At 71.7% G+C, this 26,247-nt stretch carries 25 protein-coding genes and 1 riboswitch; of the genes, 12 read left to right on the top strand and 13 right to left on the bottom strand.

Annotated features, from left to right (window positions below):
• Positions 1-27: 27 nt before the first annotated feature.
• Positions 28-771, top strand: a complete 744-nt coding sequence (locus ACYU7L_RS19590) for a helix-turn-helix transcriptional regulator (RefSeq protein WP_460800250.1) — start codon at positions 28-30, stop codon at positions 769-771.
• 66 nt (positions 772-837) lie between these two features.
• Here ACYU7L_RS19590 and groL read toward each other — a convergent pair whose 3' ends face one another.
• From groL to ACYU7L_RS19575, 3 genes are all read right to left on the bottom strand, one after another.
• Positions 838-2,466: a chaperonin GroEL gene (gene groL / locus ACYU7L_RS19585; RefSeq protein WP_460800249.1), complete on the bottom strand. Its 1,629-nt coding sequence runs from the start codon at positions 2,464-2,466 to the stop codon at positions 838-840.
• Positions 2,467-2,655: 189 nt separating this feature from the next.
• The gene (locus ACYU7L_RS19580) at positions 2,656-3,507 is read right to left on the bottom strand and encodes an ATP-grasp domain-containing protein (RefSeq protein WP_460800248.1); all 852 of its coding nucleotides are present in this window, start codon (positions 3,505-3,507) and stop codon (positions 2,656-2,658) included.
• Positions 3,508-3,625: 118 nt separating this feature from the next.
• The gene (locus tag ACYU7L_RS19575) at positions 3,626-4,435 is read right to left on the bottom strand and encodes an SGNH/GDSL hydrolase family protein (RefSeq protein ID WP_460800247.1); all 810 of its coding nucleotides are present in this window, start codon (positions 4,433-4,435) and stop codon (positions 3,626-3,628) included.
• A 161-nt stretch (positions 4,436-4,596) separates the two neighbouring features.
• Here ACYU7L_RS19575 and ACYU7L_RS19570 point away from each other — a divergent pair, with 161 nt between their 5' ends.
• Positions 4,597-5,325: a class I SAM-dependent methyltransferase gene (locus tag ACYU7L_RS19570; RefSeq protein WP_460800246.1), complete on the top strand. Its 729-nt coding sequence runs from the start codon at positions 4,597-4,599 to the stop codon at positions 5,323-5,325.
• Between the two features lie 2 nt (positions 5,326-5,327).
• Here ACYU7L_RS19570 and ACYU7L_RS19565 read toward each other — a convergent pair whose 3' ends face one another.
• The 7 genes from ACYU7L_RS19565 to ACYU7L_RS19535 all read right to left on the bottom strand — a co-directional run bounded on the left by ACYU7L_RS19565 (position 5,328) and on the right by ACYU7L_RS19535 (position 11,071).
• Positions 5,328-5,837, bottom strand: a complete 510-nt coding sequence (locus ACYU7L_RS19565) for a hypothetical protein (RefSeq protein WP_460800245.1) — start codon at positions 5,835-5,837, stop codon at positions 5,328-5,330.
• Between the two features lie 112 nt (positions 5,838-5,949).
• Positions 5,950-7,278 carry a phosphoribosyltransferase family protein gene (locus ACYU7L_RS19560; protein WP_460800244.1) on the bottom strand — a complete coding sequence of 443 codons (1,329 nt, stop codon included), beginning with the start codon at positions 7,276-7,278 and terminating at the stop codon, positions 5,950-5,952.
• Between the two features lie 181 nt (positions 7,279-7,459).
• On the bottom strand, positions 7,460-7,735 hold the full coding sequence (locus ACYU7L_RS19555) for a MoaD/ThiS family protein (protein WP_460800243.1): 276 nt from the start codon (positions 7,733-7,735) through the stop codon (positions 7,460-7,462).
• A 32-nt stretch (positions 7,736-7,767) separates the two neighbouring features.
• Entirely contained in the window at positions 7,768-9,069 is a 1,302-nt protein-coding gene (thrC, locus tag ACYU7L_RS19550; protein WP_460800242.1) for a threonine synthase, read from the bottom strand.
• A gap of 11 nt (positions 9,070-9,080) precedes the next feature.
• Positions 9,081-9,210, bottom strand: a riboswitch (SAM riboswitch).
• A 143-nt stretch (positions 9,211-9,353) separates the two neighbouring features.
• A complete protein-coding gene (otsB, locus tag ACYU7L_RS19545; protein WP_460800241.1) occupies positions 9,354-10,196 on the bottom strand; it encodes a trehalose-phosphatase in 843 nt (280 codons plus the stop codon).
• Between the two features lie 63 nt (positions 10,197-10,259).
• Positions 10,260-10,769, bottom strand: a complete 510-nt coding sequence (locus tag ACYU7L_RS19540) for a LytR C-terminal domain-containing protein (protein WP_460800240.1) — start codon at positions 10,767-10,769, stop codon at positions 10,260-10,262.
• A gap of 8 nt (positions 10,770-10,777) precedes the next feature.
• Positions 10,778-11,071 (bottom strand): DUF3263 domain-containing protein, encoded by a 294-nt coding sequence (locus ACYU7L_RS19535; protein WP_460800239.1) that lies wholly within the window; start codon positions 11,069-11,071, stop codon positions 10,778-10,780.
• A gap of 156 nt (positions 11,072-11,227) precedes the next feature.
• Between ACYU7L_RS19535 and ACYU7L_RS19530 the strand changes: the two genes are divergently transcribed.
• The 3 genes from ACYU7L_RS19530 (at position 11,228) to ACYU7L_RS19520 (ending at position 15,067) form a co-directional block, all read left to right on the top strand.
• On the top strand, positions 11,228-12,280 hold the full coding sequence (locus ACYU7L_RS19530) for a Gfo/Idh/MocA family protein (protein ID WP_460800238.1): 1,053 nt from the start codon (positions 11,228-11,230) through the stop codon (positions 12,278-12,280).
• Positions 12,281-12,382: 102 nt separating this feature from the next.
• Positions 12,383-13,600, top strand: a complete 1,218-nt coding sequence (locus ACYU7L_RS19525; RefSeq protein ID WP_460800237.1) for a YibE/F family protein — start codon at positions 12,383-12,385, stop codon at positions 13,598-13,600.
• Positions 13,601-13,627: 27 nt separating this feature from the next.
• Positions 13,628-15,067: an alpha,alpha-trehalose-phosphate synthase (UDP-forming) gene (locus ACYU7L_RS19520; RefSeq protein WP_460800236.1), complete on the top strand. Its 1,440-nt coding sequence runs from the start codon at positions 13,628-13,630 to the stop codon at positions 15,065-15,067.
• 23 nt (positions 15,068-15,090) lie between these two features.
• Here the strand turns inward: ACYU7L_RS19520 and ACYU7L_RS19515 are convergent, their stop codons facing one another.
• Positions 15,091-16,656 (bottom strand): glutamate synthase-related protein, encoded by a 1,566-nt coding sequence (locus tag ACYU7L_RS19515; RefSeq protein WP_460800235.1) that lies wholly within the window; start codon positions 16,654-16,656, stop codon positions 15,091-15,093.
• Positions 16,657-16,736: 80 nt separating this feature from the next.
• Between ACYU7L_RS19515 and ACYU7L_RS19510 the strand changes: the two genes are divergently transcribed.
• The 4 genes from ACYU7L_RS19510 (at position 16,737) to ACYU7L_RS19495 (ending at position 21,512) form a co-directional block, all read left to right on the top strand.
• The gene (locus tag ACYU7L_RS19510) at positions 16,737-17,807 is read left to right on the top strand and encodes an alpha/beta fold hydrolase (protein ID WP_460800234.1); all 1,071 of its coding nucleotides are present in this window, start codon (positions 16,737-16,739) and stop codon (positions 17,805-17,807) included.
• Positions 17,808-17,922: 115 nt separating this feature from the next.
• The gene (locus ACYU7L_RS19505) at positions 17,923-18,675 is read left to right on the top strand and encodes a D-Ala-D-Ala carboxypeptidase family metallohydrolase (RefSeq protein WP_460800233.1); all 753 of its coding nucleotides are present in this window, start codon (positions 17,923-17,925) and stop codon (positions 18,673-18,675) included.
• A 54-nt stretch (positions 18,676-18,729) separates the two neighbouring features.
• Positions 18,730-20,079: an MFS transporter gene (locus ACYU7L_RS19500; RefSeq protein WP_460800232.1), complete on the top strand. Its 1,350-nt coding sequence runs from the start codon at positions 18,730-18,732 to the stop codon at positions 20,077-20,079.
• Complete coding sequence (locus ACYU7L_RS19495) at positions 20,076-21,512, top strand: pyridoxal phosphate-dependent decarboxylase family protein (RefSeq protein WP_460800231.1); 1,437 nt, start codon at positions 20,076-20,078, stop codon at positions 21,510-21,512. Before ACYU7L_RS19500 ends, ACYU7L_RS19495 begins: the two co-directional genes overlap by 4 nt.
• Before the next feature lie 8 nt (positions 21,513-21,520).
• Here the strand turns inward: ACYU7L_RS19495 and ACYU7L_RS19490 are convergent, their stop codons facing one another.
• Together ACYU7L_RS19490 and ACYU7L_RS19485 are read right to left on the bottom strand one after the other, a co-directional pair.
• Positions 21,521-21,952, bottom strand: a complete 432-nt coding sequence (locus ACYU7L_RS19490) for a hypothetical protein (protein ID WP_460800230.1) — start codon at positions 21,950-21,952, stop codon at positions 21,521-21,523.
• 82 nt (positions 21,953-22,034) lie between these two features.
• Positions 22,035-22,730 carry a class II aldolase/adducin family protein gene (locus ACYU7L_RS19485; RefSeq protein ID WP_460800229.1) on the bottom strand — a complete coding sequence of 232 codons (696 nt, stop codon included), beginning with the start codon at positions 22,728-22,730 and terminating at the stop codon, positions 22,035-22,037.
• A 161-nt stretch (positions 22,731-22,891) separates the two neighbouring features.
• Here ACYU7L_RS19485 and ACYU7L_RS19480 point away from each other — a divergent pair, with 161 nt between their 5' ends.
• The 3 genes from ACYU7L_RS19480 to ACYU7L_RS19470 all read left to right on the top strand — a co-directional run bounded on the left by ACYU7L_RS19480 (position 22,892) and on the right by ACYU7L_RS19470 (position 26,118).
• Complete coding sequence (locus ACYU7L_RS19480) at positions 22,892-23,593, top strand: uracil-DNA glycosylase (protein WP_460800228.1); 702 nt, start codon at positions 22,892-22,894, stop codon at positions 23,591-23,593.
• A gap of 35 nt (positions 23,594-23,628) precedes the next feature.
• Complete coding sequence (locus ACYU7L_RS19475; RefSeq protein ID WP_460800227.1) at positions 23,629-24,402, top strand: dioxygenase family protein; 774 nt, start codon at positions 23,629-23,631, stop codon at positions 24,400-24,402.
• A gap of 252 nt (positions 24,403-24,654) precedes the next feature.
• Positions 24,655-26,118 carry an HNH endonuclease signature motif containing protein gene (locus tag ACYU7L_RS19470; protein ID WP_460800226.1) on the top strand — a complete coding sequence of 488 codons (1,464 nt, stop codon included), beginning with the start codon at positions 24,655-24,657 and terminating at the stop codon, positions 26,116-26,118.
• Positions 26,119-26,247 lie beyond the last annotated feature (129 nt).

The raw sequence follows: 26,247 nt of genomic DNA, 5'->3' as shown, positions 1-26,247 counted from the left end.
TTCCCGGGTTTTACTACTGTTGGACCCGTGGAAAATGCAGCATGGTTCCCGTCGGACCGGCCCGCCGGCTTCGGCCCCCGCCTGGGCGGCACCCCGCGCCCCCTCTCCCCCGCCCGCGCCGCGATCCTCGCCAAGCTGCGCGACCAGCCCGATCCGACGACCCAGGCCGCGATCGTGTCGGCCACGGGCCTGCACGGCAACACCGTCCGCGAGCACCTCGACGGGCTGGTGCGCCGCGGGCTCGTGCGCCGCACCCGGGCGCTGCCCTCCGGACGCGGTCGTCCCGCCTGGCTCTACGAGATGGTCGCCGAGGAGCCGCAGCGCTCGGAGTACGCCGGGCTCGCCTCGGCGCTGGCCGTCAGCATCGCCAAGCACAGCCCCGACCCGCAGCGCGACGCCGCCGAGGCCGGCGAGGCCTGGGGACGTCAGCTGGCCGGCGACCGGGGCGCCGCTCCGGTGGCTCCCGAGGCGGCGCGCCAGCAGGTCGTGGACCTGCTCGACGACCTCGGCTTCGACCCCGAGACCCAGGACGAGCAGCCGGAGAACGTCCGGCTGACCCGCTGTCCGCTGCTGGAGGCCGCCCACCGCCAGCCCGACGTGGTGTGCAGCGTCCACCTGGGCCTGGTCCGCGGCGTGCTCGCGGAGTACGGCGCGAACGCGGAGGGCAGCGCGCTGCTGCCGTTCGCCGAGCCCGGGGCCTGTCGTCTCGTCGTACCGCCCGTGCCACCGGCGGCGCCTGACCCCGTCTCGCCTGGCACCGTCTCTGCCTGACACAGGCAACAGGGCCCCGGTCCGAAGACCGAGGCCCTGCTGTGTGGTGCTAGTGGAGCGTCGGACTCAGAAGTCCATTCCGCCCATGCCACCGGACGGGTCGCCGCCCATGGGCGCCGCCTTCTCCGGCTTGTCGGCCACGACGGCCTCGGTGGTGAGGAACAGCGCGGCGATCGACGCGGCGTTCTGCAGCGCGGAGCGCGTCACCTTCGCCGGGTCGATGATGCCCTCGGCGATCATGTCGACGTACTCGCCGTTGGCCGCGTTGAGACCGTGACCGGGGGTCAGGTTGCGCACCTTCTCCGCCACGACGCCGCCCTCGAGGCCGGCGTTGATCGCGATCTGCTTGAGCGGGGCCTCGGTGGCCTTCAGCACGATGTTCGCGCCGGTGGCCTCGTCACCCTCGAGCTCGAGCTTCGGGAACACGATCGCGGCGGCCTGGACGAGCGCCACGCCACCGCCGGCGACGATGCCCTCCTCGACGGCAGCCTTCGCGTTGCGAACGGCGTCCTCGATGCGGTGCTTGCGCTCCTTGAGCTCGACCTCGGTGGCCGCGCCGACCTTGATGACCGCAACGCCGCCGGCCAGCTTGGCCAGGCGCTCCTGCAGCTTCTCGCGGTCGTAGTCGGAGTCCGACTTCTCGATCTCGGCGCGGATCTGGTTGACCCGTCCCTCGATCTGGCCGGTGTCGCCCGCGCCCTCGACGATCGTGGTCTCGTCCTTGGTGATGACGACCTTGCGGGCCTGGCCGAGGAGCTCGATGCCGGCCGACTCGAGCTTGAGGCCAACCTCCTCGGAGATGACCTGGCCACCGGTCAGGATCGCGATGTCCTGCAGCATGGCCTTGCGGCGGTCACCGAAGCCCGGAGCCTTGACGGCGACGGACTTGAAGGTGCCGCGGATCTTGTTGACGACCAGCGTGGACAGAGCCTCGCCGTCGACGTCCTCGGCGATGATGACCAGCGGCTTGCCGGACTGCATGACCTTCTCGAGCAGCGGCAGCAGGTCCTTGACGTTCGAGACCTTCGAGTTGGCGATCAGGATGTAGGGGTCCTCGAGGACCGTCTCCATCCGCTCGGGGTCGGTCACGAAGTAGGCCGAGATGTAGCCCTTGTCGAAGCGCATCCCCTCGGTGAGCTCGAGGTCGAGCCCGAAGGTGTTCGACTCCTCGACGGTGATGACGCCTTCCTTGCCGACCTTGTCCATCGCCTCGGCGATGATCTCGCCGACCGTGGTGTCAGCAGCGGAGATCGAGGCCGTGGAGGCGATCTGCTCCTTGGTCTCGACGTCCTTGGCCATGCTCAGCAGCTGAGCGGAGACCGCCTCGACGGCCTGCTCGATGCCGCGCTTGAGGCCCATCGGGTTCGCACCCGCGGCCACGTTGCGCAGACCCTCGCGGACCATGGCCTGGGCCAGAACGGTCGCGGTCGTCGTGCCGTCACCGGCGACGTCGTCGGTCTTCTTGGCAACTTCCTTGACCAGCTCGGCGCCGATCTTCTCGTACGGGTCCTCGAGCTCGATCTCCTTGGCGATGGACACACCATCGTTGGTGATCGTGGGAGCGCCCCACTTCTTCTCGAGGACGACGTTGCGGCCCTTGGGACCGAGAGTGACCTTGACGGCGTCGGCGAGCGTGTTCATTCCACGCTCGAGGCCGCGCCGGGCCTCCTCATTGAAAGCAATCAGCTTCGCCATGTCTCCTGCGATTCCTTCACGCTAGAGAGTGTCGGACCGGGTCGTTGCCCGCGACGGACGATCTGGCCGTACCGGCGGACCCTTCCCGCCGACGCTGCAGACCTCAACTTGCCGGTCCGGTATCTGTCACTCTCATCATGAGAGTGCCAACGTCATGTTTAGCACTCGACCCCAGAGAGTGCAAAGCGATCAGGCGAGGAGGGACGTCACCAGATCGGCGAACGCGTCGGCGTTCGCGGGGACGATGTCGAGGTAGAGGCCCGGCTCGATCAGCTCGAGCTCGCTGACCACCGACTCCCCTCCGTAGGACATCAGGTCGACGCGGCCGTAGGTCAGCGGACGACCCAGCCGGCGGGCGGCGACCGCCAGGGCTCGCTCGGCGGCCACGGCCAGCACCGGGTCCAGGGCGACCGGCCGCGACGACCCGCCGTACGCCCCGTGCACGCGGATCTCCTCGCCCGCGTGCAGCTTGTCCACCTGGGAAACCGCGCGCCCGTCGAGCACGAAGACCGAGCTCTCGCCGGTGGTCCGCACGGACTCGACCAGCGGCTGGACGACCCACGGACCGGCGCTCAGCCCGGCCAGGCGCTCGTCGTCGGTGCTCTCGGCGACCACCACGCCGACGCCGCCGGCCCCGGTGCGCGCCTTGACGACCACCGCGCCGTACGCATCGATGGCCGCCTGCAGCCCCGGCCGCAGGTCGGCGTCGTCGAGCGTGGCGGTAGGGACGACCGGCACAGCGTCGGCGAGCTCAGCGAGGTAGGCCTTGTCGGCGTTCCACGTGAAGACGTCAGCCCCGTTGAGCAGCGTGGTCTGCTCGTCCACCGCCGCGGCCCAGGCGAGGAACTCCGGCAGCCGCCGGTGGTAGTCCCACGTCGACCGCACCGCCACCACGTCGGCCCCCGCCCAGTCGACGCCGGCGTCGTCCCAGCACACCCACTGCGCCTCGACGCCGCGAGCCGCGAACGCCGTCACGAGCAGCTCTCCCGCCGGCTCGCCGTCGGGAAGCAGCGGGAACGTCACGAGCAGGACGGTAGGCATCTGGTCAGGGTAGGGGGCGTCGGTTTCCCCGGTCGGCCGGGTAAACCTGACGTTGTCGGCCGATACTTCGCCCAACAACGTCAGCGATCCCCGGTCGACCGGGGAAACCTGCAGCACCTCACCCCGCCCCCACCGGCGCGTGATGCCCGAACGGCACGACGCCGTCGACCCCCAGTGCCGCGAGCACCGAGGGCAGCATCGCCTTGGCGGTGCGCTTGTAGCCCAGGGCGCTGGGGTGGAAGCGGTCCAGGCTGAACATCTCGTCGGGGTTCGTGATGAAGAAGGGGCCCACGACGTCGCTGAGGGTGATCACCCGCGCCCCGAGGCGCAGCGCCGCGTCGCGCTGCGCGACCGCGAGCTGACGCGAGGCCCGCGACCCCAGGGCCCGCAGCGGCTGGGGCACCGGGCGGAGCATGCCCAGGTCCGGGCAGGTGCCGACGACGACACTGCAGCCGCGCTCCTGCAGGGCGCTCACGCACTCCTCGAGGTGCCGCACGGAGGTGGCCACCGGGACCCGGTGGGTCACGTCGTTGCCACCCACGACGATCACCGCGACATCGGCTCGGAAGTCACCGGGCAGCGCCGCCAGCTGGTCGGCCAGCATGCTGCTCTCGGCGCCCACCCGCGCCGCGGTCGTCAGGCGTACGGCGCGCTGCGTGCGCTTGGCGACCTTGCGGGCCAGCCGCGCCCCGAGGGTGCCCCGGGCCTCCTCGGCGCCCAGTCCGGCCGCGATCGAGTCCCCGACCAGGAGCAGGTCCAGCGGGTCGCCGTACCGCGACTTGTAGACCCGGTCGGCCAGCAGCGCCTCCTCGCCCAACGGCTTGCCGATCACGGCGCGGGCGACCGCGGCCTGGCGGCGCAGCACCGAGCGCGCGCCGTACCCCAGCCCGACGCCGGCCACGCCCGCGACGAGCGCGGACCCCAGCACGATCCTTCCGGGTTCTCCCACCGGACCGTTCAACCAGAGCAGGCTGAACCCGCCGACAACCCCGAGTGAACGGGGGCGGTCGATCTGCAGGCAGGGGCCGGGGCGAGGGGCCGGCGCTGTGTACAGTCGGCGCGTCCTGCCGCCACCGAAAGAGGTCCCGAGTGGAGCGCCACGAATTCCTCTCGATCCTTCACGAGCGGATCCGACCCCGCACCTATGTCGAGACCGGGATCGACCGCGGACAGAGCCTCCAGCTCTCGCGGGTCCCGAGCGTGGGCATCGACCCGGACTACGCGATCCAGGCCGAGCTGCAGGCCGACGTCCATCTCGCTCGGATCGGCAGTGACGAGTTCTTCGCACGTCGCCGGCCGCTGGCGCACCTGCCGATCCCCGTGGTCGACCTCGCCTTCATCGACGGCATGCACCTCGCGGAGTACGCCCTGCGCGACTACCTCGCCGTCGAGCGCTTCAGCCACCCCTGCTCGGTGATCGTCTTCGACGACATGCTCCCGCGATCGGTCGAGGAGGCGAACCGCAAGCGGACCACCCGCAACTGGACCGGCGACGTCTACAAGGCGGCGGAGGCGCTACGCGCTCTGCGGCCCGACACGATCGTCCTGGAGGTGGACACCCAGCCCACCGGCGTCGTGGTGGTCCTCTGCCCGGACGCCTCACGCAAGGGCGTGCTGCCGGGGTACGACGACTGGCTCGAGGCCGCTGTGGCGCCTGATCCCCAGGCCGTGCCCGAGGCTGTGCTCACCCGCTCTCGGGCGCTGGCTCCCGCGTCGCTCCTGGCCAGCCCGGGATGGGAGAGGCTGGTGGCGTTGCGCGCCGAGGCTCCCGGCGTCGCCGCCGAGGGCGTCCGACGGGCCTTCTCCCACCTGCTCTGACGTCAGCGCCGCACTGCGCGCAGGCGGCGTACGACGGATCCCGCGAGCGGGCGAAGACGAGGGAGGGCGACTCCCAGGCGCGCCCCGGGGCCGTGCTCGGCGCTCTGCTCGATCGCGGCCGACCGTGGCCGTGGGTGCGGCTCTGGCAGCCGCGACTCCGTGCTCTGCGCCCCCCACAGCAGGACGACGGGCCGCTCCCCCTGCACCAGGAGGCGGGCGCCCACCCGCCGACGCCCCTCCCCCTCACGCAGGATGATGTCCCAGATGCCGTCGGACAGCTCCGCCCGCGGCGCCCGAGCGACGAGACGGCGGTCCGCTCCCGCCACCAGCTCACAGGTGCCGCGCACGCGCCGGGTGCGGTCGCCGCGGGTCCTGCGCAGGGTGAGCGCCAGCTGCTCACCGGTGATGTCGTCGCTCGGGTCCCGCAGCACCAGCTCCACGTCGTCACCGCGCCGCCGCGCATAGCTCGACACGAGGTCGATCGCAGCCTGGGGCGGCAGGGACTGACCCACGATGATTCTCCTCTGTGACGGTGCTGCGTGATCCGGGGCTGCGTCCGGTCAGCCTACCCACGCCGGCACCGGCCGATCGCCGCCACCACGGCGAGCCGTCGTGGTCGGCTCGTCACATGCCCGGAGCCCCCAGCCGCTCCGTGAACCAGTGGCTCGTCACCCGACTGACCGCGTCGAGGGCCCCCGGCTCCTCGAAGAAGTGACCGGCCCCCGGCACGACGACCAGCTCGTTGAGGGACCCGAGCCGGTGCTGCGCCTGCTCGTTGCCTGTCAGCACGTCGGTGTCGGCCCCGCCCACGACGAGCAGGGTCGGAGCACTGACCTTGGGCAGCCGATCTGCGGCCTGCTCGAGCTGGCCGCCCCGCGAGACCACGGCCCGGATGCCGGCAGCCGGATCCGACGCCGCCACGAGTGCGGCGGCCGCCCCGGAGCCGGCCCCGAACAGCCCCACCGGAAGTCCCGCCGTGCGGGGGTCCAGCGCCAGCCACCGGCACACGGCGACAAGACGCGCCCCCAGGGCCTCGACGCCGATGTCGGCGCCCTCGGCCGCCTCGTCGGGGGTGAGCATGTCGAGCAGCAGCGTGGCCAGCCCGAGGTGGCACAGCTCCTCGGCGATGTGCCCGTTGCGCGCGCTCGACCGATCGCTGCCGGCCCCATGAGCGAAGACGACGATCCCCGCGGCGGCGGGCGGAATGGTCAGCAGGCCCCCCAGCCTGTCTCCCTGCGTCAGCTGCGACGTCAGGTCCGACCGCGCCTCGGGGAGCACGGACACGACGGGGACGTGCACGTCCGCGCAGGTGCGCCCGGCCGGCCCTTCGGTGAGCACGCGGGTCACGTCGTCGTCGGAGACCTGCTCGAAGTCGACGTACCACTCACCGACGCTCGAGAACGTCGCGGGCGTGCCGAGCACGACCACCTCGTCGGCGAGATCCGCGAGCAGCTCCACCGCGTCCGAGGAGGCGACCGGCGCGGTGACGACGACCCGGCGCGCCCCCTCGGCGAGCACCACCCGGCAGGCGGTCTGCATCGTGGCGCCGGTGGCCATCCCGTCGTCGACGAGCACCACCACCCGGCCCGCGAGCGCGACCCGGGGCGCACCGCGGCGCCACCTCCGCGCCCGGCGGGCGACCTCGGCGTCCTCGCGACGACGGGCGTCGGCGAGATCGTGGCCTGCGATGTGCTGCTCGGCGATCACCTGCTGGTGGTGAATGACGACGCCGCCCTCGCCGACCACGCCCATGGCCAGATCGGGCTGTCGGGGCACGCCGAGCTTGCGGACGACGACGACGTCGAGGGTGGCGCACAGTCCGCGCGAGACCTCGGCCGCGACCGCGACGCCGCCGCGCGGGATCCCGAGCACCACCGGGTCCTCGTGTCGCAGGTGGGCCAGGGCGGCGGCCAACCGCCGGCCGGCGTCCTCCCGATTCAAGAAGACGGTCATGCTGCGTGCCTCCAGTCCCCGGGCCGGCCCTGCAGCGCCACACCCGGGGCCGTCCGGCACCTCCAGCGTGCCTCCGCACCCCACCCCTGCTCCCAGGGGCGAAGGTCACCGTCGGCCGGCCGTTGGTCGCCGCCTGCTGCCCCTGCGACACGGGACCAGGGGACGGGACCGACGAAGCCCGTCAGCCGCCGGCGACCGCCGGGATCACCGAGATCTGGGCGCCGTCGGGCGTGGGCGTCGCCAGGTCCTCGAGGAAGCGCACGTCCTCGTTGCCGACGTACACGTTGACGAAGCGGCGCAGCTGGCCCGCGTCGTCGAGGATCCGCGCCCGGATCCCGGCATAGCTGGACTCCAGGTCGTCGAGGACCTCGCTGAGCGTGGCGCCCTCGGCGCTCACCTCCGACTCACCTCCGGTGTAGGTGCGCAGGATGGTGGGGATGCGGACGGAAACGCCCATGTGCGTGGCTCCTCTGGGGTGCGGGGGGTCGGTCAGGCGAGGCCGGTGGCCGCGAACGCGGCGTACGACGGCGCGATCGTGGCGGCCGGACCGACCTGGTCGGAGATCGCGTCGAGGGTCTTCAGACCCATGCCGGTGTTGATGACGACGGTCTCGAGGGTGGGGTCGAGCTGGCCGGTCTCGACCAGCTTCTTGAGCACGGCGACGGTGGTGCCGCCCGCGGTCTCGGTGAAGATGCCCTCGTTGCGGGCCAGCAGCAGGATGCCCGCGCGGACCTCGTCGTCGGTGACGTCCTCGACGGCTCCACCGGTACGGCGGCAGATGTCGAGCACGTAGGGCCCGTCGGCCGGGTTGCCGATCGCCAGCGACTTGGCGATCGTGTCCGGGCGGACCGGGCGGACCACGTTCTTGCCGTCCTTGAACGCGACCGACACCGGCGAGCAGCCCGTGGCCTGCGCGCCGTAGATCTTGTAGGGCCGGTCCTCGACCAGGCCGAGCGTGATCAGCTCCTGGAAGGCCTTGTCGACCTTGGTGAGCTGCGAGCCGGACGCGACGGGGATGACGACCTGGTCGGGCAGCCGCCAGCCGAGCTGCTCGGCGATCTCGTAGCCCAGGGTCTTGGAGCCCTCGGCGTAGTAGGGCCGGACGTTGACGTTGACGAACGCCCAGCCGTCCTCCTCGCCCGCGATCTCGGAGGCGAGCCGGTTGACGTCGTCGTAGTTGCCGTCGACGGCGACCAGCGAGTCGGTGTAGACCGCCGAGTTGACCTGCTTGGGCTTCTCCAGGTTGGACGGGATGAACACCACCGTCTTGATCCCGGCCCGAGCACCGGCCGCCGCGACGGCGTTGGCGAGGTTGCCGGTCGAGGGGCAGGCGAACACCTTGCTGTGGAACTCGCGGGCCGCCGACAGGGCGCAGGCCACGACGCGGTCCTTGAAGGAGTTCGTCGGGTTCGTCGAGTCGTCCTTGACCCACAGGTTGTCGATGCCGAGCTCGCGACCGAGATTGTGCGCCTTGAGCAGCCGGGTGAAGCCCGGCTCCATGTTGGGGCTCTCCTCGATGTCGTCGGGCACCGGGAGCAGCGCCTTGTAGCGCCAGATGTTGCGCGGACCGGCCTCGATCTCCGCCCGGGTGACGGCGGGGAAGGCGTAGGCGATCTCGAGGGGGCCGAAGCACTCCGGACAGGCGTAGTGGGGGCCGAGAGCGATCTCGTGGCCGCACTCGCGACAGGCGAGGCCGGTCGCGTTGCCGAAGGCGCCTTCGCGCAGAACAGGGGTGCCGGACTGATCGGTGGGACGAGCCTCGAGCTCGACCGACGTGTCAACAGCGCTCATGAGTGACCTCCTCCTCATCTTCCCCGCGACGTACCTCGCCGTGGGCGGAATTAGCACCGTTTCCACGACTGCCGAAGCAGGGAGAACGTGGCGGTTGCCGGGACTTCACTGGGCCGTTCCCTCAGTCCCTCTCGATGAGCTTCCGCAAGAGTACGGTCGCCGTCTCAACATGTGCACACGCCGTCCACAATTCGAGACGCACTCCCGTGAGTCGGCGCTAACGCGTACCCCTCAGAACGCGCTTGCGCCGACTCGACCGCCGTACGACGTGCGCTTGCGCCGACTCAGCGGGCGGCGAGGGCGTCGGCGGTGAGCTGGCGCAGCAGCTCCATCACGCCGTCGGGACCCTTCACGACGACGTCCGCGAGCTCGAGCAGCGCGCTCTGCTCGTCGGAGGCCGAGCAGACCAGGAGGGTGGCCTTGCCCGCGTCGCGCAGCTCGGCGACCGCCTTGAAGGCCTCGACGTCGCCGAGGTCGTCGCCGGCGAAGAGGAAGCCCTCGGCGCCGACCTCCTCGGCGATCAGGTGGACGGCGTTGCCCTTGTGCATGCCGGGCGAGCGCACCTCGACCACGTTGCGCCCCGGCTCCACCGCCAGGCCGTGCTTCTCGGCCAGCTCCGAGACCGGGGTGAGCAGCCGCGCGAACGAGCCGGCCGGGTCGGGAAGCCGGCGGGTGTGCACGGCGACGCCGAGCCCCTTCTCCTCGACGAAGGCGTCGGCCGCGCCGACGCGGCGCAGCGTGGCCGGGAGGGCGGCGATGAACGACGAGAGACCGTGCGGCGGGCGCGGGGAGACCACCCGGCGGTTGGTCGAGGACCAGCGCTCGTTGCCGTACTGACCGAAGAGGTAGAGCTCGCGGCCGACGTCGCCGAGCTGGTTGCCGACCTCGTCGAGACCGCCCAGCGCGAGCGCCTGCCGGGCGGGCCGGCCGGTGATGACCGCGATCGCGAGCACCGCCTCGGCCAGGTCGACCAGGACGCCCGGGGCGTCGGCGTGGATGTGGGCCTCGGTGGGGTCGTCGACGATCGGCGACAGCGTGCCGTCGAAGTCGAGACCGACCACGGTCGACGCGGCGACCCGGACCAGGGCGGCGTAGCGCTGCTCGCCCTCAGGGGAGGTGAACTCCATGGAGACAGCCAATCACGGAACCACCCGTCGCGCGGACCCGGACTGGAGCGGTCCCGGCCCGGATCAGCTGTAGTCGGCGGTGAGGATGACCGTGAGCCGGTCGAAGCGCATCGGGGCCACCGCCGGCATCAGTCGCTTGACGCCCAGGTCGCGCGCCAGCATCGTGGCGGCGTCCTTGAGGCGCGGCGGGAAGTAGACCGTCGAGGCCGGGATGGTGCCGACCCAGTTGTCGGAGCCGACGACCTGCCACCCGGCGCCGGAGGCCTTGGTGGCCGTCGAGCCGGCGAGCCCGGTGATGCCGGAGTTGTTGAAGATCTCGACGTAGACCTCGCCGCGCTTGACGACCGGGGCCTTCTTCTCGGGCTTGGGCTTCGTCGTGGCCGGGGCCTCGCTCGGCGTCGGGGACTCAGAGGGGGACGGCTGCTTGGAGACGATCTGGACGGTCTCGTCGTTGTCGCCGTCCTGGGTGGCGACGAAGGCGATGCCGGCCATGGCGACGGCGATCACGCTGAGCATCACGAGCGGGGACGGCAGCGCCACGCCGCGCTCGTCACGTCGGGGAAGGAAGGTCATCGAAGATCTCAGACGTCGAAGCCGAGGCGGCGGGCCGAGCGCTGGCGCTGGCGGGCGGCGCGCAGCCGACGCAGCCGGCGCACCAGCAGCGGGTCGGCCTCGAGGGCCTCGGGCTTGTCGATGAGGGCGTTGAGCACCTGGTAGTAGCGCGTCGACGACATGTCGAACTTCTCGCGCACCGCCTGCTCCTTGGCGCCGGCGTACTTCCACCACTGGCGCTCGAACTCCAGGATCTCGCGGTCCCGGTCGGACAGGCTCTGCTCCGGGGCCTCGTGCCCCTGGAAGGCGTTTGCGGCGTCCATGGAAGGTCTCCCCAGGAATGGGTGCGGTGGATGAATGCGGTGTGGCGTGAGTCAGTGCTGCTGGGAACCCCACTCTAGGCGACGAACCACAACGGTGTCATTCGTTCGGCGCGGCGCGGCGCCGGGTCTGGCCCACCGCCGCACTAGCCTCAGGTCATGACCACCGACACCGACGTGCGCTGGGGGATCCTGGCCACCGGCAAGATCGCCCACACCTTCGCCCGCGACCTCGCCGCCACACCCGGCGCCCGCCTGGTCGCGGTCGGCTCCCGCAGCGTCGAGCGCTCCCAGGAGTTCGCCGACGAGTTCGACACCGGCTCGGGGGCGGACTCCGACGGCGGCTCGATTACGGCGTACGGCTCCTACGCCGAGCTCGTCGCGGACCCGGACGTCGAGGTCGTGTACGTCGCGACGCCGCACTCGCGCCACCTGGCCGACGCCCGCCTGGCGCTCGAGGCCGGCAAGCACGTGCTCTGCGAGAAGCCGCTGACGCTCAACGTCGCCGAGGCCGAGCAGATGGTGGCGCTGGCCCGCGAGCGGGGCCTGTTCCTGATGGAGGCGATGTGGACGGCCTGCCACCCGCTCGTCAAGGAGCTGCGCAGCGTCCTGGCCACCGGCCGCCTCGGCACCCCCCGCGCGCTCCACGCCGAGCTCGGCTTCCGCGTCGACGCCTCCGAGGACGACCGGATGCTCAACCCGGCCCTGGGCGCCAGCGCCCTGCTCGACATGGGGATCTATCCCCTCACCTTCGCCCACCTGCTGCTCGGCCCCGCCGAGGAGCTGCGCGCCAGCGCCACCCTCTCGGACGCCGGCATCGACCTCGACGTCGCCATGACCGGGCGCTACCCCGGCGGCGCGCTGGCCACGATGTCGGCGTCGATGACGTCGTGGTCGTCGCGGGCGGCCGCCATCGCGACCGACCTGGGCCGCATCGACATCGTCGACTTCCACCACCCGACGTCGATCACGTTTACGCCGTACGACGCACGCGGCGCGGACGCCGCCGGTCACGCCGAGCCGGTTGCCATCACCACCGAGGAGCCGGTGCTGGGCCAGGGCTACGGCAACGAGATCGCCGAGGTGGGCCGCTGCCTGCGCGCCGGGCTGGTCGAGAGCCCGCTGGTGCCCCACGAGCAGACGCTGACGCTGATGCGCCAGCTCGATGCGATCCGCGCGCAGATCGGCGTGGACTTCCCCGACGGCCGCTGAGCAGGTCGCCGGGCAGGTCGCTGGGCAGGCCGCTGGACCCGACTCACTCGGCACGCGGGGCCGCCCCTCCCCCGCCACGACCCGACGTGAGAGATTCCCGCCATGGATCAAGGACCGCCGCCCGGGCACAGCCACGCGCACGGGCGCCCGCCCGAGGTCGAGGTCGGCCGCACGGCGCGGATCGTGCTGCTCGCGTTCCTCGCGCTCGCCGGCCTGGGCACGGTGCTGGGACTGCTCCTGCTCTGGCCGGCCGACGACGAGGTCCCCGAGGCGGTGGCCTACGCCGCCGAGGGGGTCTCGTTCACCTCGGCCGAGGTGGTCTCGCTGGGGCCGCCCTGCCCGGTGATCTCCTCCGAGGACGGGGGCACCGCCCCTGCCGCCGACTGCAACCGGCTGGTCTCGGACGTGGACGGCGAGGAGGTCACGCTCACCGTGCCGTCCGAGGTGGCCGACTCGGGGCTGCGCGAGGGGGACACGGTGAAGCTGATGCTGATCCCCGCCACGGCCGAGCGCGCCGCGTCGTACGGCTACATCGGGATCGAGCGACCGCTGCCGCTGACCGCGATGGCGATCGCCTTCGTCCTGGTCGTCGCGCTGGTGGCCCGGGTCCGCGGTCTTCTCGCGCTGGTCGGGCTGGGCATCGCCGGGGCGACGCTCGCGTGGTTCATGCTGCCCGCCCTGCTCGCCGGGGAGAACGGCGCGGCGGTGGCGCTGGTGGGGTCCTCGGCGATCATGTTCGTGGTGCTCTACCTCGCCCACGGGATCTCCCTGCGGACCAGTACGGCGCTCGCCGGGACGCTGCTCGGGGTCCTGGTGACCGCCCTGATCGGGTGGTGGGCGGTGGGCGCGACCCGCCTGTCGGGCGTGAGCGACGAGACGGCGATGGCCCTGGTCTCGCAGGCCCCCGACATCAACTTCCAGGGGCTGCTCACCGCCGCGGTGATCATCGCCGGCCTCGGCGTGCTCAACGACGTGACGATCACCCAGTCGTCCGCCGTGTGGGAGCTGCGATCCGCCGCCCCCGAGATGTCGCGGGCGAGCCTGTTCGCCAGCGGCATGCGGATCGGACGCGACCACATCGGCTCCACGATCTACACGATCGTCTTCGCCTACGCGGGCAGTGCGCTCGCCCTGCTGCTGCTCCTCTCGCTCTACGACCGACCGCTGGGTCACGTGCTCCTCGACGACCCCATCGTGGAGGAGATCGTGCGGACCCTCGCCTCGGGCATCGGCCTGGTGCTCGCCGTCCCCATCACCACCGCGATCGCCGCGCTGACCGTGTCAGGAGCTCCGCAGGGCCGTGTCGCCCGGAAGCACTGATTGTCTCGAAGCACTAGGGTGGCTGGCGTGACGCACATCGGCACGGCAGACCTCGTCATCGTGGCCAACCGTCTGCCCGTGGATCGGGTGACCAACGCCGACGGGAGCCTGGGCTGGCGCCGCTCCCCCGGCGGCCTGGTGAGTGCGCTGGAGCCGGTGATGCGCGCCAACGACGGCGCCTGGATCGGCTGGCCCGGCGGCGACGAGGAGGAGCTTGACCCGTTCGTCGACGACGGCCTCTCGCTGGTCCCGATCTCGATGAGCGCGCAGGAGATCGAGGAGTTCTACGAAGGCTTCTCCAACGGCACCCTGTGGCCGCTCTACCACGACCTCGTGGCCAAGCCGGAGTTCCACCGTGAGTGGTGGGAGTCCTACGTCGTGGTCAACCGCCGCTTCGCCGAGAAGGCCGCCGAGCTGGCCTCCGAGGGCGCGACCGTGTGGGTCCAGGACTACCAGCTGCAGCTGGTGCCGCAGATGCTGCGCGACCTGCGTCCCGACCTGCGCATCGGGTTCTACCTGCACATCCCCTTCCCGCCCGCCGAGCTCTTCCAGCAGCTGCCGTGGCGTCGTCAGCTCCTCGAGGGGCTCCTCGGCGCCGACCTGGTCGGCTTCCAGCTCCCCGGCGCGGCGCAGAACTTCATCCGCCTGGTCCGCCAGCGGGTCGGACACAAGACGCACCGCGACATGGTCTACCTGCCCGACGGGCGCTCGGTGAAGGCGCACGCGTTCCCGATCTCGATCGACGTCGACGGCTTCGAGGAGCTGGCCCGCTCCGAGGGCGTCGAGAAGCGCGCGCAGGAGATCCGCGACGCGCTCGGCAACCCCCGCAAGATCCTGCTGGGCATCGACCGGCTCGACTACACCAAGGGCATCTTCGCCCGGCTGCGCGCCTTCAGCGAGCTCCTCGCCGAGGGCCGACTCGACGTCGAGGACGCGGTCTTCGTCCAGGTCGCGACCCCGTCGCGCGAGCGTGTCGAGCAGTACCGCATCCTGCGCGACGACATCGACCGCCTGGTCGGCCGGATCAACGGCGACCTGGGCCGGATCGGCACCCCGGCGATCTCCTACCTGCACTCGTCCTACCCGCGCGAGGAGATGGCCGCGCTCTACCGCGCCGCCGACATCATGGTGGTCACGCCCTTCCGCGACGGGATGAACCTCGTCGCCAAGGAGTACGTCGCGTGCCGGCTCGAGAACGACGGCGCCCTGGTGCTCTCCGAGTTCGCCGGCGCCGCCGAGGAGCTGCGTCAGGCGTGGCTGGTCAACCCCTACGACATCAACGGGATGAAGTCCGCGCTGATGGAGGCCTACGAGGCGCCGCCCAAGGAGATCACCCGGCGGATGAAGGCGATGCGCAAGACCGTTGGCGAGAACGACGTGTCCAAGTGGGCCAACCGCTTCCTCGAGGAGCTGGCCGCCACCCGGCCCGACCACGGCAAGGTGGTCCGCCCCGCCCGACGCAGCTAGCCGACGCAGCTGGGCCCGTGCCCTCAGTCGGTGGGGGGCGACTCCGAGCCGGGGACGCGGGGCTGCATCAGGCCGGCGACGTCCTGGACGATGCCCGGCCCGAGCGTGCCCCAGCCGGGCTGGTAGCCGTAGACCTCCGACAGCGGCGACATGCCCTTCTGCCCGTCCATCAGGTCCACGTCGTCGGGGGTGATCAGTCCCGGGTGCGCCACGCCCACGGCCTCGGAGATCTTGAGCAGGTCGCGGCGCAGCGAGACGAGGTAGTTGGCGACGCGTACGCTCTTCAGGTCCGGGTCCAGCCCCCGGACGTAGCGCGGGTTCTGGGTGGCCACGCCCACCGGGCAGTGGTCGGTGTGGCACTTCTGGGCCTGGATGCAGCCCATCGCCAGCATCGCCTCCCGGCCGACGTTGACCAGGTCCGCGCCCAAGGCGAAGGCGACCACGGCGTTCTCGGTGATGCCGAGCTTGCCGGCGCCGACGAAGGTGACCTCGTCGGCCAGGCCGGCGGCCGCGAACCGCTTGTAGACCTCTGAGAACCCGACGCGGAACGGATAGGCGACCGCGTCCGCGAAGATCATCGGCGCCGCCCCGGTGCCACCCTCGCCGCCGTCGATGTTGACGAAGTCGACACCGCGCTCGCGCGAGCTCATCAGCGAGACCAGCTCGTCCCAGAAGTCGAGGTTTCCGACGGCCGACTTGATCCCGACCGGAAGACCGGTGGCGTCGGCCACGAGCTCGACGAAGTCCAGCATCGAGTCGACGTCGTGGAAGACCTGGTGCCGGCTGGGCGAGGCGCAGTCCACCCCGGCCTTGATCCCACGGATCTCCGCGATCTCGTCGCTCACCTTGGCTCCCGGCAGCATCCCGCCGAGCCCCGGCTTGGCCCCCTGGCTGAGCTTGATCTCGATGGCGCGCACCGGCGCGGACTCCACGACCTGCTTGAGTCGCTCGAGGTCGAAGTTGCCGTCCTCGTCGCGGCAGCCGAAGTAGGACGTGCCGATCTGGAAGATGATCTCCCCGCCGTGGCGGTGGTACGGCGAGAGCGCGCCCTCGCCGGTGTTGTGCAGCGTTCCGGCGATCGCCGCTCCCCGGTTGAGCGCCTCGATCGCGGCGTGCGACAGCGAGCCGTAGCTCATCCCGGAGATGTTCACGACCGACGCCGGGCGGAAGGCGTGGCGCCGTCCCCGGGCCCCGCCCATCACCTTGGCGCCGGGCAGCGGCACGCCCTCCTCGGTGTGCGGGTGCGTCGCCGGCCCCTGCCCGGTGAAGGTCCGGTGCTTGATCACGGGATAGCCCACGACCCGCTCGACGTCGTTGTCGGTGCCGAACCCGAAGTAGTTGTTCTCGAGCTTGGAGCTGGCATAGATCCAGCTGCGCTGGTCACGGCTGAAGGGGCGCTCCTCGTCGTTCGAGGTGACGATGTACTGCCGCAGCTCGGGCCCGACCCGCTCGATGAGGAACCGCCCGTGCCCGATGATGGGGAAGTTGCGCAGGATCGCGTGCTGCCTCTGGCGCAGGTCGTGCACACCGATCGCCCCCAGCGCGCCGAGCGCCGCCGTACCTGCTGCTGCCGTCCGCTTCCACTTCATGACACCGTGTCTATCCCACGGTCCAAGCCCGCCGAGCCGCAGATGCATGAGGCGCGTCAGATGCCACGAGAAGGTGCAGCATGGATCTGATCCCCAAGCCCGACCAGGTGGTCGCGGCCGCCAGCAACGTCGCGCACAAGGTGCTCTACGGCGGGATCGCCGATCTGCGGCCGATGCCGCGCACGCTCGTCGACGAGGGCGAGCTGCGGGAGATCTACCACTACCGCCCCCGCGCCGGCGTGCCCGCGACCGGCGACCCGGTGCTGCTGGTGACGCCGCTGGCGGCGCCGAGCCTCTGCTTCGACCTGCGTCGTGGCTGCTCGCTGGTCGAGCACCTCGTGGACCAGGGCCGCCCGACCTACCTGGTGGAGTACGGCGAGGTGTCGTTCCGCAACCGCGCGCTCGGCATGGAGCACTGGATCGACGAGGTCGTCCCGACCGCGATCCGCGAGGTGTCCGCCCACGCCGGCGGACGTCCGGTGCATGTCGTGGGCTGGAGCCTCGGCGGGATCTTCGCGATGCTCACCGCTGCCGACGGGCCGGACCTGCCGATCGCGTCGCTGAGCATCGTCGGCTCGCCCGTGGACACCCGGCAGGTGCCGATCATCGCGCCGTTCCGGCCGCTGCTGAACCTCACCGAGGGGCGCGGACTGATCACCCGCAGCTATCAGGCGATGGGCGGCGCCCCCAAGCCGCTGGTGCGCTGGGCCTTCCAGGTGTCGTCGATCCAGAAGCTGGTGACCAAGCCGCTCGCCGTGGCCACCCACCTCGACGACGCCGACTTCCTCGCCCAGATCGAGGCCGTCGACCGCTTCACCGCCAACATGATCGCCTACCCCGGGCGCACGTTCGGGCAGATCTACCACCGCTTCATCAAGGGCAATGCGCTGCGGCGCGGCTCCTTCCCCCTCGGGACCCGCACCATCGACCTCGCCGAGATCGCGGTGCCAGTGCTGGTCTTCGGCGGCGACACCGACGGCATCGCGCCGGTGCCCGCAGTCAAGGCCGTGGTCCCGCTGCTGACGGGGGCCCCCGAGGTCCGCTTCGAGGTCGTCCCCGGCGGACACCTGGGCATGATCGCCGGGCGCCGGGCGCGGGACACGACCTGGCGTCTGCTCGACGAGTGGTTCGAGAAGTGGTCGGACCGGTAGCCGGCCCGACACCGGACCGTCATCTCCAGGTGCTGGTGCTCCCCGTGCTTTCGCGGCACGATCTGTTCCCAAGGGGCCCTCGCGGCCCGTTCTCGGGAACCTCAGGAGCACACCCATGCGCAGACGCGCTCTCTCCGTCCTGTCCGCCCTTCTGCTGACGATGGCCGCGCTGGTCGGCGTCACGTCGGTGACCAGCGCCCCGGCGATGGCCGACGGCTGCTACAGCTGGAGCCGCAACCTCGCCCCGGGCGCCACCGGCGCCGACGTCACCGAGCTCCAGGTCCGCGTCGCCGGCTGGGCCGGGTACGGCGTGAACTTCGGCATCGACGGCAGCTACGGGCCGGCCACGACGACCGCCGTCCGCAACTTCCAGAGCGCCTACGGCCTCACTGCCGACGGCCTCGCCGGCCCGCAGACGTTCGCGAAGATCTATGCGCTCCAGGACGACGACTGCTCCACCGCGAACTTCACCTGGGCCGAGGTCGACGGCGGCTGCGGCGCGGGCGGCTACAGCGGCGGCTCGGTGAGCGCGGCCCAGGTCAAGGAGAACCTCGAGCGTGCGATGTGGCGCGCCGAGGCGTTGCGGCAGCGCCTGGGCAACAAGCCGCTGCGGGTGACCTCGGGCTTCCGGTCCCAGGCCTGCGACAAGTCGGTCGGCGGCAGCGGCTCCGGCCAGCACACCTACGGCCGGGCGTTGGACTTCACCGGCATCGGCGGGACCCCGTCGTTCTGCCAGATCGCGCAGGGCGCCCGCTACACGGCCTTCAACACGATCCTCGGGCCGGGCTACCCCGGTCACAACGACCACACCCACGTCGACATCCAGCCCAACCGGGTCTTCTGGGACGCTCCCAACTGCGGCATCTGATCCCACCTGCCTGATCCCACCCACCGGGGGGTGGACGTCGCTAGGGTGCGACCCATGTCACTCGACGTCCTCCCCCGCGGGGTGCGGCTGGGCTACGGCTCGGGCTCGGTCGCCACCGGCGCCTTCGGGACCGTGCCGGGGCTGATGCTGCTGCCGTTCCTCACCGACAGCCTCGGCATCGCCGCGCTGTGGGCGGGGTTCATCGTGTTCCTGCCGAAGTTCTGGGACGTCGTGCTCAACCCGATCGCCGGGCGGATCAGCGACCGCACCCAGGACCCGCGCGGGCCACGCCGCCCCTGGCTGCTGCGGGCCGGGCTGACGCTCTCGGTCTGCTTCGCGCTGATCTTCGCCGGGCCGGCCTGGGACTCCTCGGTCGCGGAGGCCGCGTGGGTGCTGGTCTTCTTCCTCGCCGCAGCCACGGCCTACGCGTTCTTCCAGGTCCCCTACGTCGCGATGCCGGCCGAGATCACCGACTCCTACGACGAGCGCACCCGGCTGATGACCTGGCGGGTGGCGATCCTCGCGCTGACGATCCTGGTGGCCGGCGCCTCGGCGCCGCTGATCCGCGACGGCATCGGCGGGCGTGACGGCTATCGCGCGATGGGCGTCGCGATGGCCGCGCTGATCGCGCTCGGCGTCGTCCTCTCCTATCGCGGCACCCGCCGCGCCCCGGTCGGCACCACCGCCCCCGGCACCGGGACCCTGCGCGAGCAGCTCGCGGTCGTGGCGGGCGCGCGCGACTTCCGGCTGCTGCTGACGACGTTCGTGCTGCAGGCGCTGGCGGTGGGCTGCATGCTGGCCGGCGTCGACTACGTCGCCGGCGACGTGCTCGAGCGCCAGGGCGCCTCGACCATCCTCTTCGTCTGCTTCGTCGGGCCGGCGCTGGTGCTCACGCCGCTGTGGGCGCGGATCGGGCAGCGGATCGGCAAGAAGCGTGGGTACGTCGCGTCGTCGCTCTTCCTGGCGGCCGGCGCCGGTCTGCTCGTGATGGCCTCGTGGATGCCTGCCGCCGGAGTGTTCGGCGCGACCGCGCTGGTCGGCGTCGGCTACGCCGGCTGCCAGGTCTTCCCGATGGCGATGCTCCCCGACGCGGCGGCGGTCGACGCGCGTCGTACGGGTGAGAACCGGGCGGGGGTCTACACCGGCGTCTGGACGGCGGGCGAGACACTTGGCCTGGCGCTCGGGCCCGGGGTCTTCGCCGTGCTCCTGGCCACCGGCGGCTACGTCTCCTCCACCGACGGCGACGCCGTCCAGCCGGACTCCGCGGTGGCGGCCATCGTGCTCGGCTTCTCGCTGCTGCCCGCGGTCCTGATCGTCGTCAGCCTGCTGTGGCTGGCCCGCTACTCCCTGGACGCCGCGTCGGTCGACGCCGCGTCCGCCCCCACCGAGAGGACCTCCGCATGAGCGACGCCCTGGCCCGACTGCGCGAGCTGCAGACCGGCGACCTGCCGGTGCACGGCGGCCGGACGCTGGCCTACGTCTACGACTCGGGGCTCGCGGACGTGGACCGGATCGGGCGCGAGGCGGTGGCGGCCTACGCCGGGTCCAACGGCCTCGACCCGACGGCGTTCCCGAGCCTGCTGACGATGGAGAACGAGCTGGTCGGCTTCGCCTGCGACCTGCTCGACGCTCCGGCGTCCGCGGTCGGCACGGTGACGTCCGGCGGCACGGAGTCGGTGCTGCTGGCGGTGCAGGGCGCGCGCGACGCGCGCCCCGACATCGCGCGCCCGCGGATGGTGATCCCCGAGACCGCGCACGCGGCGTTCCACAAGGCCGCGCACTACTTCGGCGTCGAGGCGGTGATGGTGCCCGTCGGCCCCGACTTCCGCACGGTGCCCGCGGCGATGGCCGCGGCGATCGACGACGACACGGTGCTGGTCGTGGTCTCGGCGCCGTCCTACGCCCACGGGGTGGTGGACGCGGTGGCGGAGGTGGCGTCGGCCGCTGCTGCGCGCGGGGTGCGCTGCCACGTGGACGCGTGCATCGGCGGCTGGGTGCTGCCGTACGCCGCGCGGCTGGGGCGCGACGTACCCGCCTGGACGTTCGCGGTCGACGGCGTCACCTCGATCTCGGTCGACCTGCACAAGTACGGCTACGCCCCCAAGGGGACCTCGCTGCTGCTGCACCGCAACGCTGCGCTGCGCCGCCCGCAGTACTTCTCCTCGGCGCGCTGGCCCGGCTACACGATGCTCAACACCACGATGCAGTCGACGAAGTCGGGCGGGCCGCTGGCCGGGGCGTGGGCCGTGGTGGAGACGCTGGGCGACGCCGGCTACCTGACGCTGGCGCGAGAGGTGTTCGCGGCGGTGGACGCGATCGTGGCCGGGCTGGTCGCGCTCCCCGCGCTGCGGCTGGTGGTCTCCCCCGACTCGACGCTGATCGCGCTGGCGACCGACGGGTCGTGCGACGCCTTCACGGTGTGCGACGAGATGGCCGCGCGAGGCTGGTTCGTGCAGCCGCAGATGACCCACGGCGATCAGCCCCCGACCATCCACCTGTCGGTGAGCGCCGCGACGCTGCCGCACGTCGACGAGTTCCTGAGCGCCCTGCGGGCATCGGTCGACGCGGCGGTCGCCGCCGGCCCGGTGAGCGTGGACCCCGGGATCGTCGCCTTCATCGAGGCGCTCGACCCTGCCGCGCTGAGCGACGACGACTTCGACGGGCTGCTGGCCGCCGCCGGGCTCGTGGGGGGCAGCAGCGAGGACGGGGGCGGGGGCTCGCTGGCGATGCCCGAGCGGATGGCTGAGGTCAACGCGCTCCTCGACGTGGCGAGCCCCGCGATGCGCGAGGCCCTGTTGGTGGCCTTCCTCGACCGCCTGGCCCGCCCCACCCGCTGACGGGTCGGTCAGAGACCGCCGAGGTCGTCCGGGACGATCAGCGCGTCGGGGTCCTGGCGCAGCGGCATCGCTTCGACGGCCGCCCGCGTCAGCGCCGCGTTGGCCTTGACGATCAGCGCCCGCTGGCGCTGCCCGGTCGCGTCCCAGGAACCGGGCTTGCGGTGGTCCATCATCGAGCGCGCGGCCTCCTCGGCGGCCGCGGCGTACTCCTCGTCGCTGAACTGCGGCGTCGCCCCCACCGTCGGCCGCTCGGGCAGCGCCAGCAGGGCGGGCAGCACCATCTCACCGGCGGCGGCCTTGTGGTTGTACTTGTCGATGGGCGCCTGCGCGTCCCACGACGCGTCCGCGCCGCCGCGCCGCCACGGCGCCCGCTTCGCGACGTACAGCTGGCGGGCGACGGCCTCGACGGCGACGGTCATCTCACGCTCGGTGAACTTCATGGTCAGCGATTCTCCTGTACGACGGAAGCGGGGCGGTCGCACGGGTCACGCCAGGGGCGCAGGGCCGACGCCCGACTTCTCCTCACGGGTTCTGCTGAGGGCGGCCGTAGTTGCGCCGCACCGCCGCGTCGACGACATCGGCGAGCTGATCCTCGCTGAGGACGCGCGGGGTGCCCAGCGCCGAGGCCCGGCAGTGGAGCTGGCACAGCCATTCGAGGAGCAGCGCGCGCTCGATCGCCTGGCTCAGCGTCGCCCCGTGCGCGACCGAGCCGTGGTTGGCCATCAGGGCGGCGGAGCGCCCAACGAGGGCGTCGCGGACGGCGAGCGCGAGCTCCTGCGTGCCGAACGTCGTGTAGGGCGCGACCCGCACGGTGCCACCGAGCAGGAGTTGCTCGTAGTGCATCACCGGCAGCTCGTCGAGCACGCACGCCACCGCGGTGGAGTACGGCGCGTGGGTGTGAACGACTGCTCCTGCAGCGGGGTCGGCGTCGTACACCGCGAGGTGGAGGTCGAGCTCCGAGGTCGGACGCAGCGAGCCCTCGACCACCTTCCCGGACAGGTCGACGAACGACACGTCCTCGGGACGGCAGCCGTGCAGCACGACACCGGTCGCGGTCACGGCGACCAGCTCGCTGGCGACCAGCAGGCTGACGTTGCCCGCCATACCGATCAGCAGCCGCTCCTCGGCCAGCCGGCGGGCGGCCGAGGCGACGGCCCGGCGTGCGTCACGTCGAGCCTCCCGCCCGGCCCCGAAGCGGTGAGCGATCTCGTCGTTCATCAGCTGACTCCCTCCAGCCGCCGGGGTGCCCCTCAGGTGCCTCGTCGGCTCCACCTGCGAGCTCCATGTCTACCGCTGACCCGCCGGAAGTGCACGCGCGACGGGACCGGACGCGCCGGAGGTCGACGATCGCTCGCGGGCAACCCGGCACAATGTCGCCCGTGAGCGCACTGGCAGGACTCGTGGACAAGGGCCTGGTCGCCCCCGACTGGGCCGAGGCCCTGGCCCCGGTCGACGACCGGATCGGGGCGATGGGGCTCTTCCTGCGCGAGGAGCTCGCAGCGGGTCGGCCCTATCTCCCCGCCGGGGACCAGGTCCTGCGCGCCTTCCAGCGCCCGCTGGCGCAGGTGAAGGTGCTGATCGTCGGCCAGGACCCCTACCCGACGCCAGGCCACCCGATCGGACTCAGCTTCGCCGTCGCGCCCGACGTACGCCCCGTTCCGCGCAGCCTCACCAACATCTACACCGAGCTCGGCACCGACCTGGGCATCGAGCCCCCCGAGCACGGTGACCTGACCGCCTGGTCCGACCAGGGCGTGATGCTGCTCAACCGCGTGCTCACCGTGCGCCCCGGCGAGGCCGCCTCGCACCGCGGTCGCGGCTGGGAGGAGGTCACCGAGTGCGCGATCCACGCCCTCGCCCGCCGCGGCGGCCCGCTCGCCGCGATCCTCTGGGGCCGCGACGCCCAGAGCCTCGCCCCGATGCTCGGCCCCGTCCCGTGGGTCTCCTCGCCCCACCCGTCCCCCCTGTCGGCGAGCCGCGGGTTCTTCGGGTCCCGGCCGTTCAGCCGGGTGAACGCTCTCCTGGAGCAGCTCGGGGGTACGACGGTCGACTGGCGGCTGCCCGTCGCACCACCTGCGTAGTTGAAACTTGAACTATTCTCGGGCACACTGGAGCCATGACCACTCCCATGCCCGCCCTGTACATCGGCCACGGCGCCCCGCCGTTGCTCGACGACCCGATCTGGTCGGGGCAGCTGGCGGCGTGGGCGCGCGACCTGCCCCGCCCCAAGGCCGTGCTGATCGTGTCGGCTCACTGGGAGTCGGCGCCGATCTCGCTGAGCGCCTCGCAGGCGCCGCTGGTCTATGACTTCGGCGGCTTCGACCGCAAGTACTACGCGATGACCTACGAGACGCCCGACGCCACCGCGCTGGCGCAGCGGGTCGCGGCGATGATGCCGGCGGGCGAGCCGGTCCACCAGCACTCCTCGCGCGGCCTCGACCACGGCGCCTGGGTCCCGCTGCGGATCATGTATCCCGACGCCGACATCCCGGTGCTGCAGATGTCGCTGCCGACCCACGACCCGGAGCGCCTGCTCGCGCTCGGCGAGCGGCTGCGCCCGCTGCGCGACGAGGGCGTGCTGATCATCGGCTCGGGCTTCCTCACCCACGGCCTGCCGTTCCTCAAGGAGTTCCGCATCGAGGCCGCCGCCCCCGGCTGGTCACGCGACTTCGACGCCTGGGCCGGGGAGGCGCTGGCCCGCGGCGACGTCGACACGCTCGCCGACTATCACCACCGCGCCCCGGGCATGCCCTACGCGCACCCCACCGTGGAGCACTACTCGCCGCTGTTCGTCACCCTGGGCGCGGCCACCGACCCCGGCACGCCGGGGACCCAGGTGATCGACGGCTTCTGGATGGGCCTCTCGAAGCGCTCGCTCCAGGTCGCCTGACTAGGGCGCACCTCGCAATGTGCAGCCCCTCGCTGGTCGAGCAGGTTGCGCAGCAACCGACGTCGAGACCCACCAGCCCCCTCGCTGGTCGAGCAGGTTGCGCAGCAACCGACGTCGAGACGCCACCTGTAACCCGCCCCCTGTGGACAGTTAGTGGGCCGCCAGAAAAACTTTCGAATACTGTCCACAATCCGAGACCAGACCAGGTCAAACAAGGGGTCAATGTCGGTGCCGCCTGTTTGAGTGATCTCTATGGCGACCACCCCGAACGGCCCCGACGACACCGCACCCGGTGCCATCGGTGCGCTCGGTCTGGCCGACCATGCCTTGGCCGGGCTGGACGCCGTGCTGTGGGCCAGCCGCCCTGTCGATGACCTCCTCGAAGGCGTCGCCGCGTTGGAGGCCATACGCGCCCACGTCGCTGCCCTCGAAGCCGAGATGCTGGCCGAGGTCCACGCCCGCGCCGCCGCGAAGACCGAACTCGCCTGGGCGTCGACCGGGGACTGGTTCACCCACCTCGCCGGCCTGCGCCGCGCCCAAGGCAAACGGGCGGTCGACCACGCCGGCCTGTTGCGCGGTGAGCGCCGCGCCACCCTCGAAGCACTACGGCGCGGGGACGTGTCACCCGAGCAGGCAGCGGTGATCGTGGAGGCCATCGAGCAGCTCCCCACCAACCCGACCCTCCGCGCCGAAGCCGAAGCCCTGTTGTTGGCGGAGGCCGGGGTCTTGGATGCCTCCGAGCTCGCCAAAGCAGCCCGCCACCTCATCCACGTCATCGACCCTGAGCGCACCGAACGCGACCTCGAGAAAGCTCTGGACCGCGAGGAGCGCGCCGCCCACCTCAACCGGTTCCTCTCCATCGTCGACGACGGAGCCGGCGGCGTCCGCGTCAAAGGACGCGGATCGGTCGAGGACGCCGCCATCCTCAAAGCAGCACTGCTGCCGTTGACCAAACCCCAGCCTGCGCTCGCTGACAGCACCCAGGACGACGACGGCTGCAGTGGTGAGGTCACCGATCCGCGTGACCACGGTGCCCGGTTGTGGGACGCGCTGATCCAGAACGCACAACACGGACTGGACACCGACCAGGCCCCCGAGTGCCACGGCGCCCGGCCGCGGGTCACCGTCACCATCGACTACCAAGCTCTGATCGGCCACCTCAACCGCACCGCACCTGTCACGCTCGAGGGTGGGATCGACTGGCCGCTGCTCGGCCTCGACACCAACGGCGTCACCACCGGACTCGCCGCGGACCTCGCTGCCGGGCTCGGGGTCACCGACGAAGGACTCGTCATGTCCGCGGCCACCGCGCGACGTCTGGCGTGTGATGCCGACATCATCCCCGTCGCCCTCGGCGGCCCGAGCGAACAGCTCGACGTCGGGCGGACCCACCGCCTGGTCACCCCCGCGCTGTGGCGAGCCCTCGTCGTACGCGACCACCACTGCGCGTTCCCCGCCTGCACCCGACCCCCGGTGATGTGCCACGCCCACCACATCACCCACTGGGTCGACGGCGGCCCCACATCCTTGGACAACATGGTGCTGCTGTGCGGACACCACCACCGCACCATCCACCACACCCCCTGGAAAGTCAGACTCAACCCCAACGACGGGCTGCCCGAGTTCCAGCCACCACCACGACGCCGACACCGAGACCCCGACCGACCACCAGCCCAGCCACCTGACTGGGTTCGGCACCGACCACGCCGCGAATAGCACTTGGAGATCTCGACGTTGGGCGCTGCGCGCCCTGCTCGATCAACGAGGGTCGGGGGGATCTCGACGTTGGGCGCTGCGCGCCCTGCTCGATCAACGAGTCGCGCGCGCCCTGCTCGATCAACGAGG

This window comes from Nocardioides pacificus (assembly GCF_054775955.1).
The sequence above is the reverse complement of the archived record's forward strand: the minus strand, read 5'-3'. Positions and strand labels throughout refer to the sequence as shown.

What these genes read in the sequence shown, in the direction of transcription:
- ACYU7L_RS19470 (WP_460800226.1), top strand. Translation starts at nt 24,655, where the DNA reads ATGGCGACCACCCCGAACGGCCCCGACGACACCGCACCCGGTGCCATC.
- ACYU7L_RS19515 (WP_460800235.1), bottom strand. Translation starts at nt 16,656, where the DNA reads ATGAAGTGGAAGCGGACGGCAGCAGCAGGTACGGCGGCGCTCGGCGCG.
- groL (WP_460800249.1), bottom strand. Translation starts at nt 2,466, where the DNA reads ATGGCGAAGCTGATTGCTTTCAATGAGGAGGCCCGGCGCGGCCTCGAG.
- ACYU7L_RS19490 (WP_460800230.1), bottom strand. Translation starts at nt 21,952, where the DNA reads ATGAAGTTCACCGAGCGTGAGATGACCGTCGCCGTCGAGGCCGTCGCC.
- ACYU7L_RS19475 (WP_460800227.1), top strand. Translation starts at nt 23,629, where the DNA reads ATGACCACTCCCATGCCCGCCCTGTACATCGGCCACGGCGCCCCGCCG.
- ACYU7L_RS19485 (WP_460800229.1), bottom strand. Translation starts at nt 22,730, where the DNA reads ATGAACGACGAGATCGCTCACCGCTTCGGGGCCGGGCGGGAGGCTCGA.
- ACYU7L_RS19555 (WP_460800243.1), bottom strand. Translation starts at nt 7,735, where the DNA reads ATGGGCGTTTCCGTCCGCATCCCCACCATCCTGCGCACCTACACCGGA.
- ACYU7L_RS19540 (WP_460800240.1), bottom strand. Translation starts at nt 10,769, where the DNA reads ATGACCTTCCTTCCCCGACGTGACGAGCGCGGCGTGGCGCTGCCGTCC.
- ACYU7L_RS19580 (WP_460800248.1), bottom strand. Translation starts at nt 3,507, where the DNA reads ATGCCTACCGTCCTGCTCGTGACGTTCCCGCTGCTTCCCGACGGCGAG.
- thrC (WP_460800242.1), bottom strand. Translation starts at nt 9,069, where the DNA reads ATGAGCGCTGTTGACACGTCGGTCGAGCTCGAGGCTCGTCCCACCGAT.
- ACYU7L_RS19510 (WP_460800234.1), top strand. Translation starts at nt 16,737, where the DNA reads ATGGATCTGATCCCCAAGCCCGACCAGGTGGTCGCGGCCGCCAGCAAC.
- ACYU7L_RS19525 (WP_460800237.1), top strand. Translation starts at nt 12,383, where the DNA reads ATGGATCAAGGACCGCCGCCCGGGCACAGCCACGCGCACGGGCGCCCG.
- otsB (WP_460800241.1), bottom strand. Translation starts at nt 10,196, where the DNA reads ATGGAGTTCACCTCCCCTGAGGGCGAGCAGCGCTACGCCGCCCTGGTC.
- ACYU7L_RS19560 (WP_460800244.1), bottom strand. Translation starts at nt 7,278, where the DNA reads ATGACCGTCTTCTTGAATCGGGAGGACGCCGGCCGGCGGTTGGCCGCC.
- ACYU7L_RS19535 (WP_460800239.1), bottom strand. Translation starts at nt 11,071, where the DNA reads ATGGACGCCGCAAACGCCTTCCAGGGGCACGAGGCCCCGGAGCAGAGC.
- ACYU7L_RS19500 (WP_460800232.1), top strand. Translation starts at nt 18,730, where the DNA reads ATGTCACTCGACGTCCTCCCCCGCGGGGTGCGGCTGGGCTACGGCTCG.
- ACYU7L_RS19505 (WP_460800233.1), top strand. Translation starts at nt 17,923, where the DNA reads ATGCGCAGACGCGCTCTCTCCGTCCTGTCCGCCCTTCTGCTGACGATG.
- ACYU7L_RS19495 (WP_460800231.1), top strand. Translation starts at nt 20,076, where the DNA reads ATGAGCGACGCCCTGGCCCGACTGCGCGAGCTGCAGACCGGCGACCTG.
- ACYU7L_RS19530 (WP_460800238.1), top strand. Translation starts at nt 11,228, where the DNA reads ATGACCACCGACACCGACGTGCGCTGGGGGATCCTGGCCACCGGCAAG.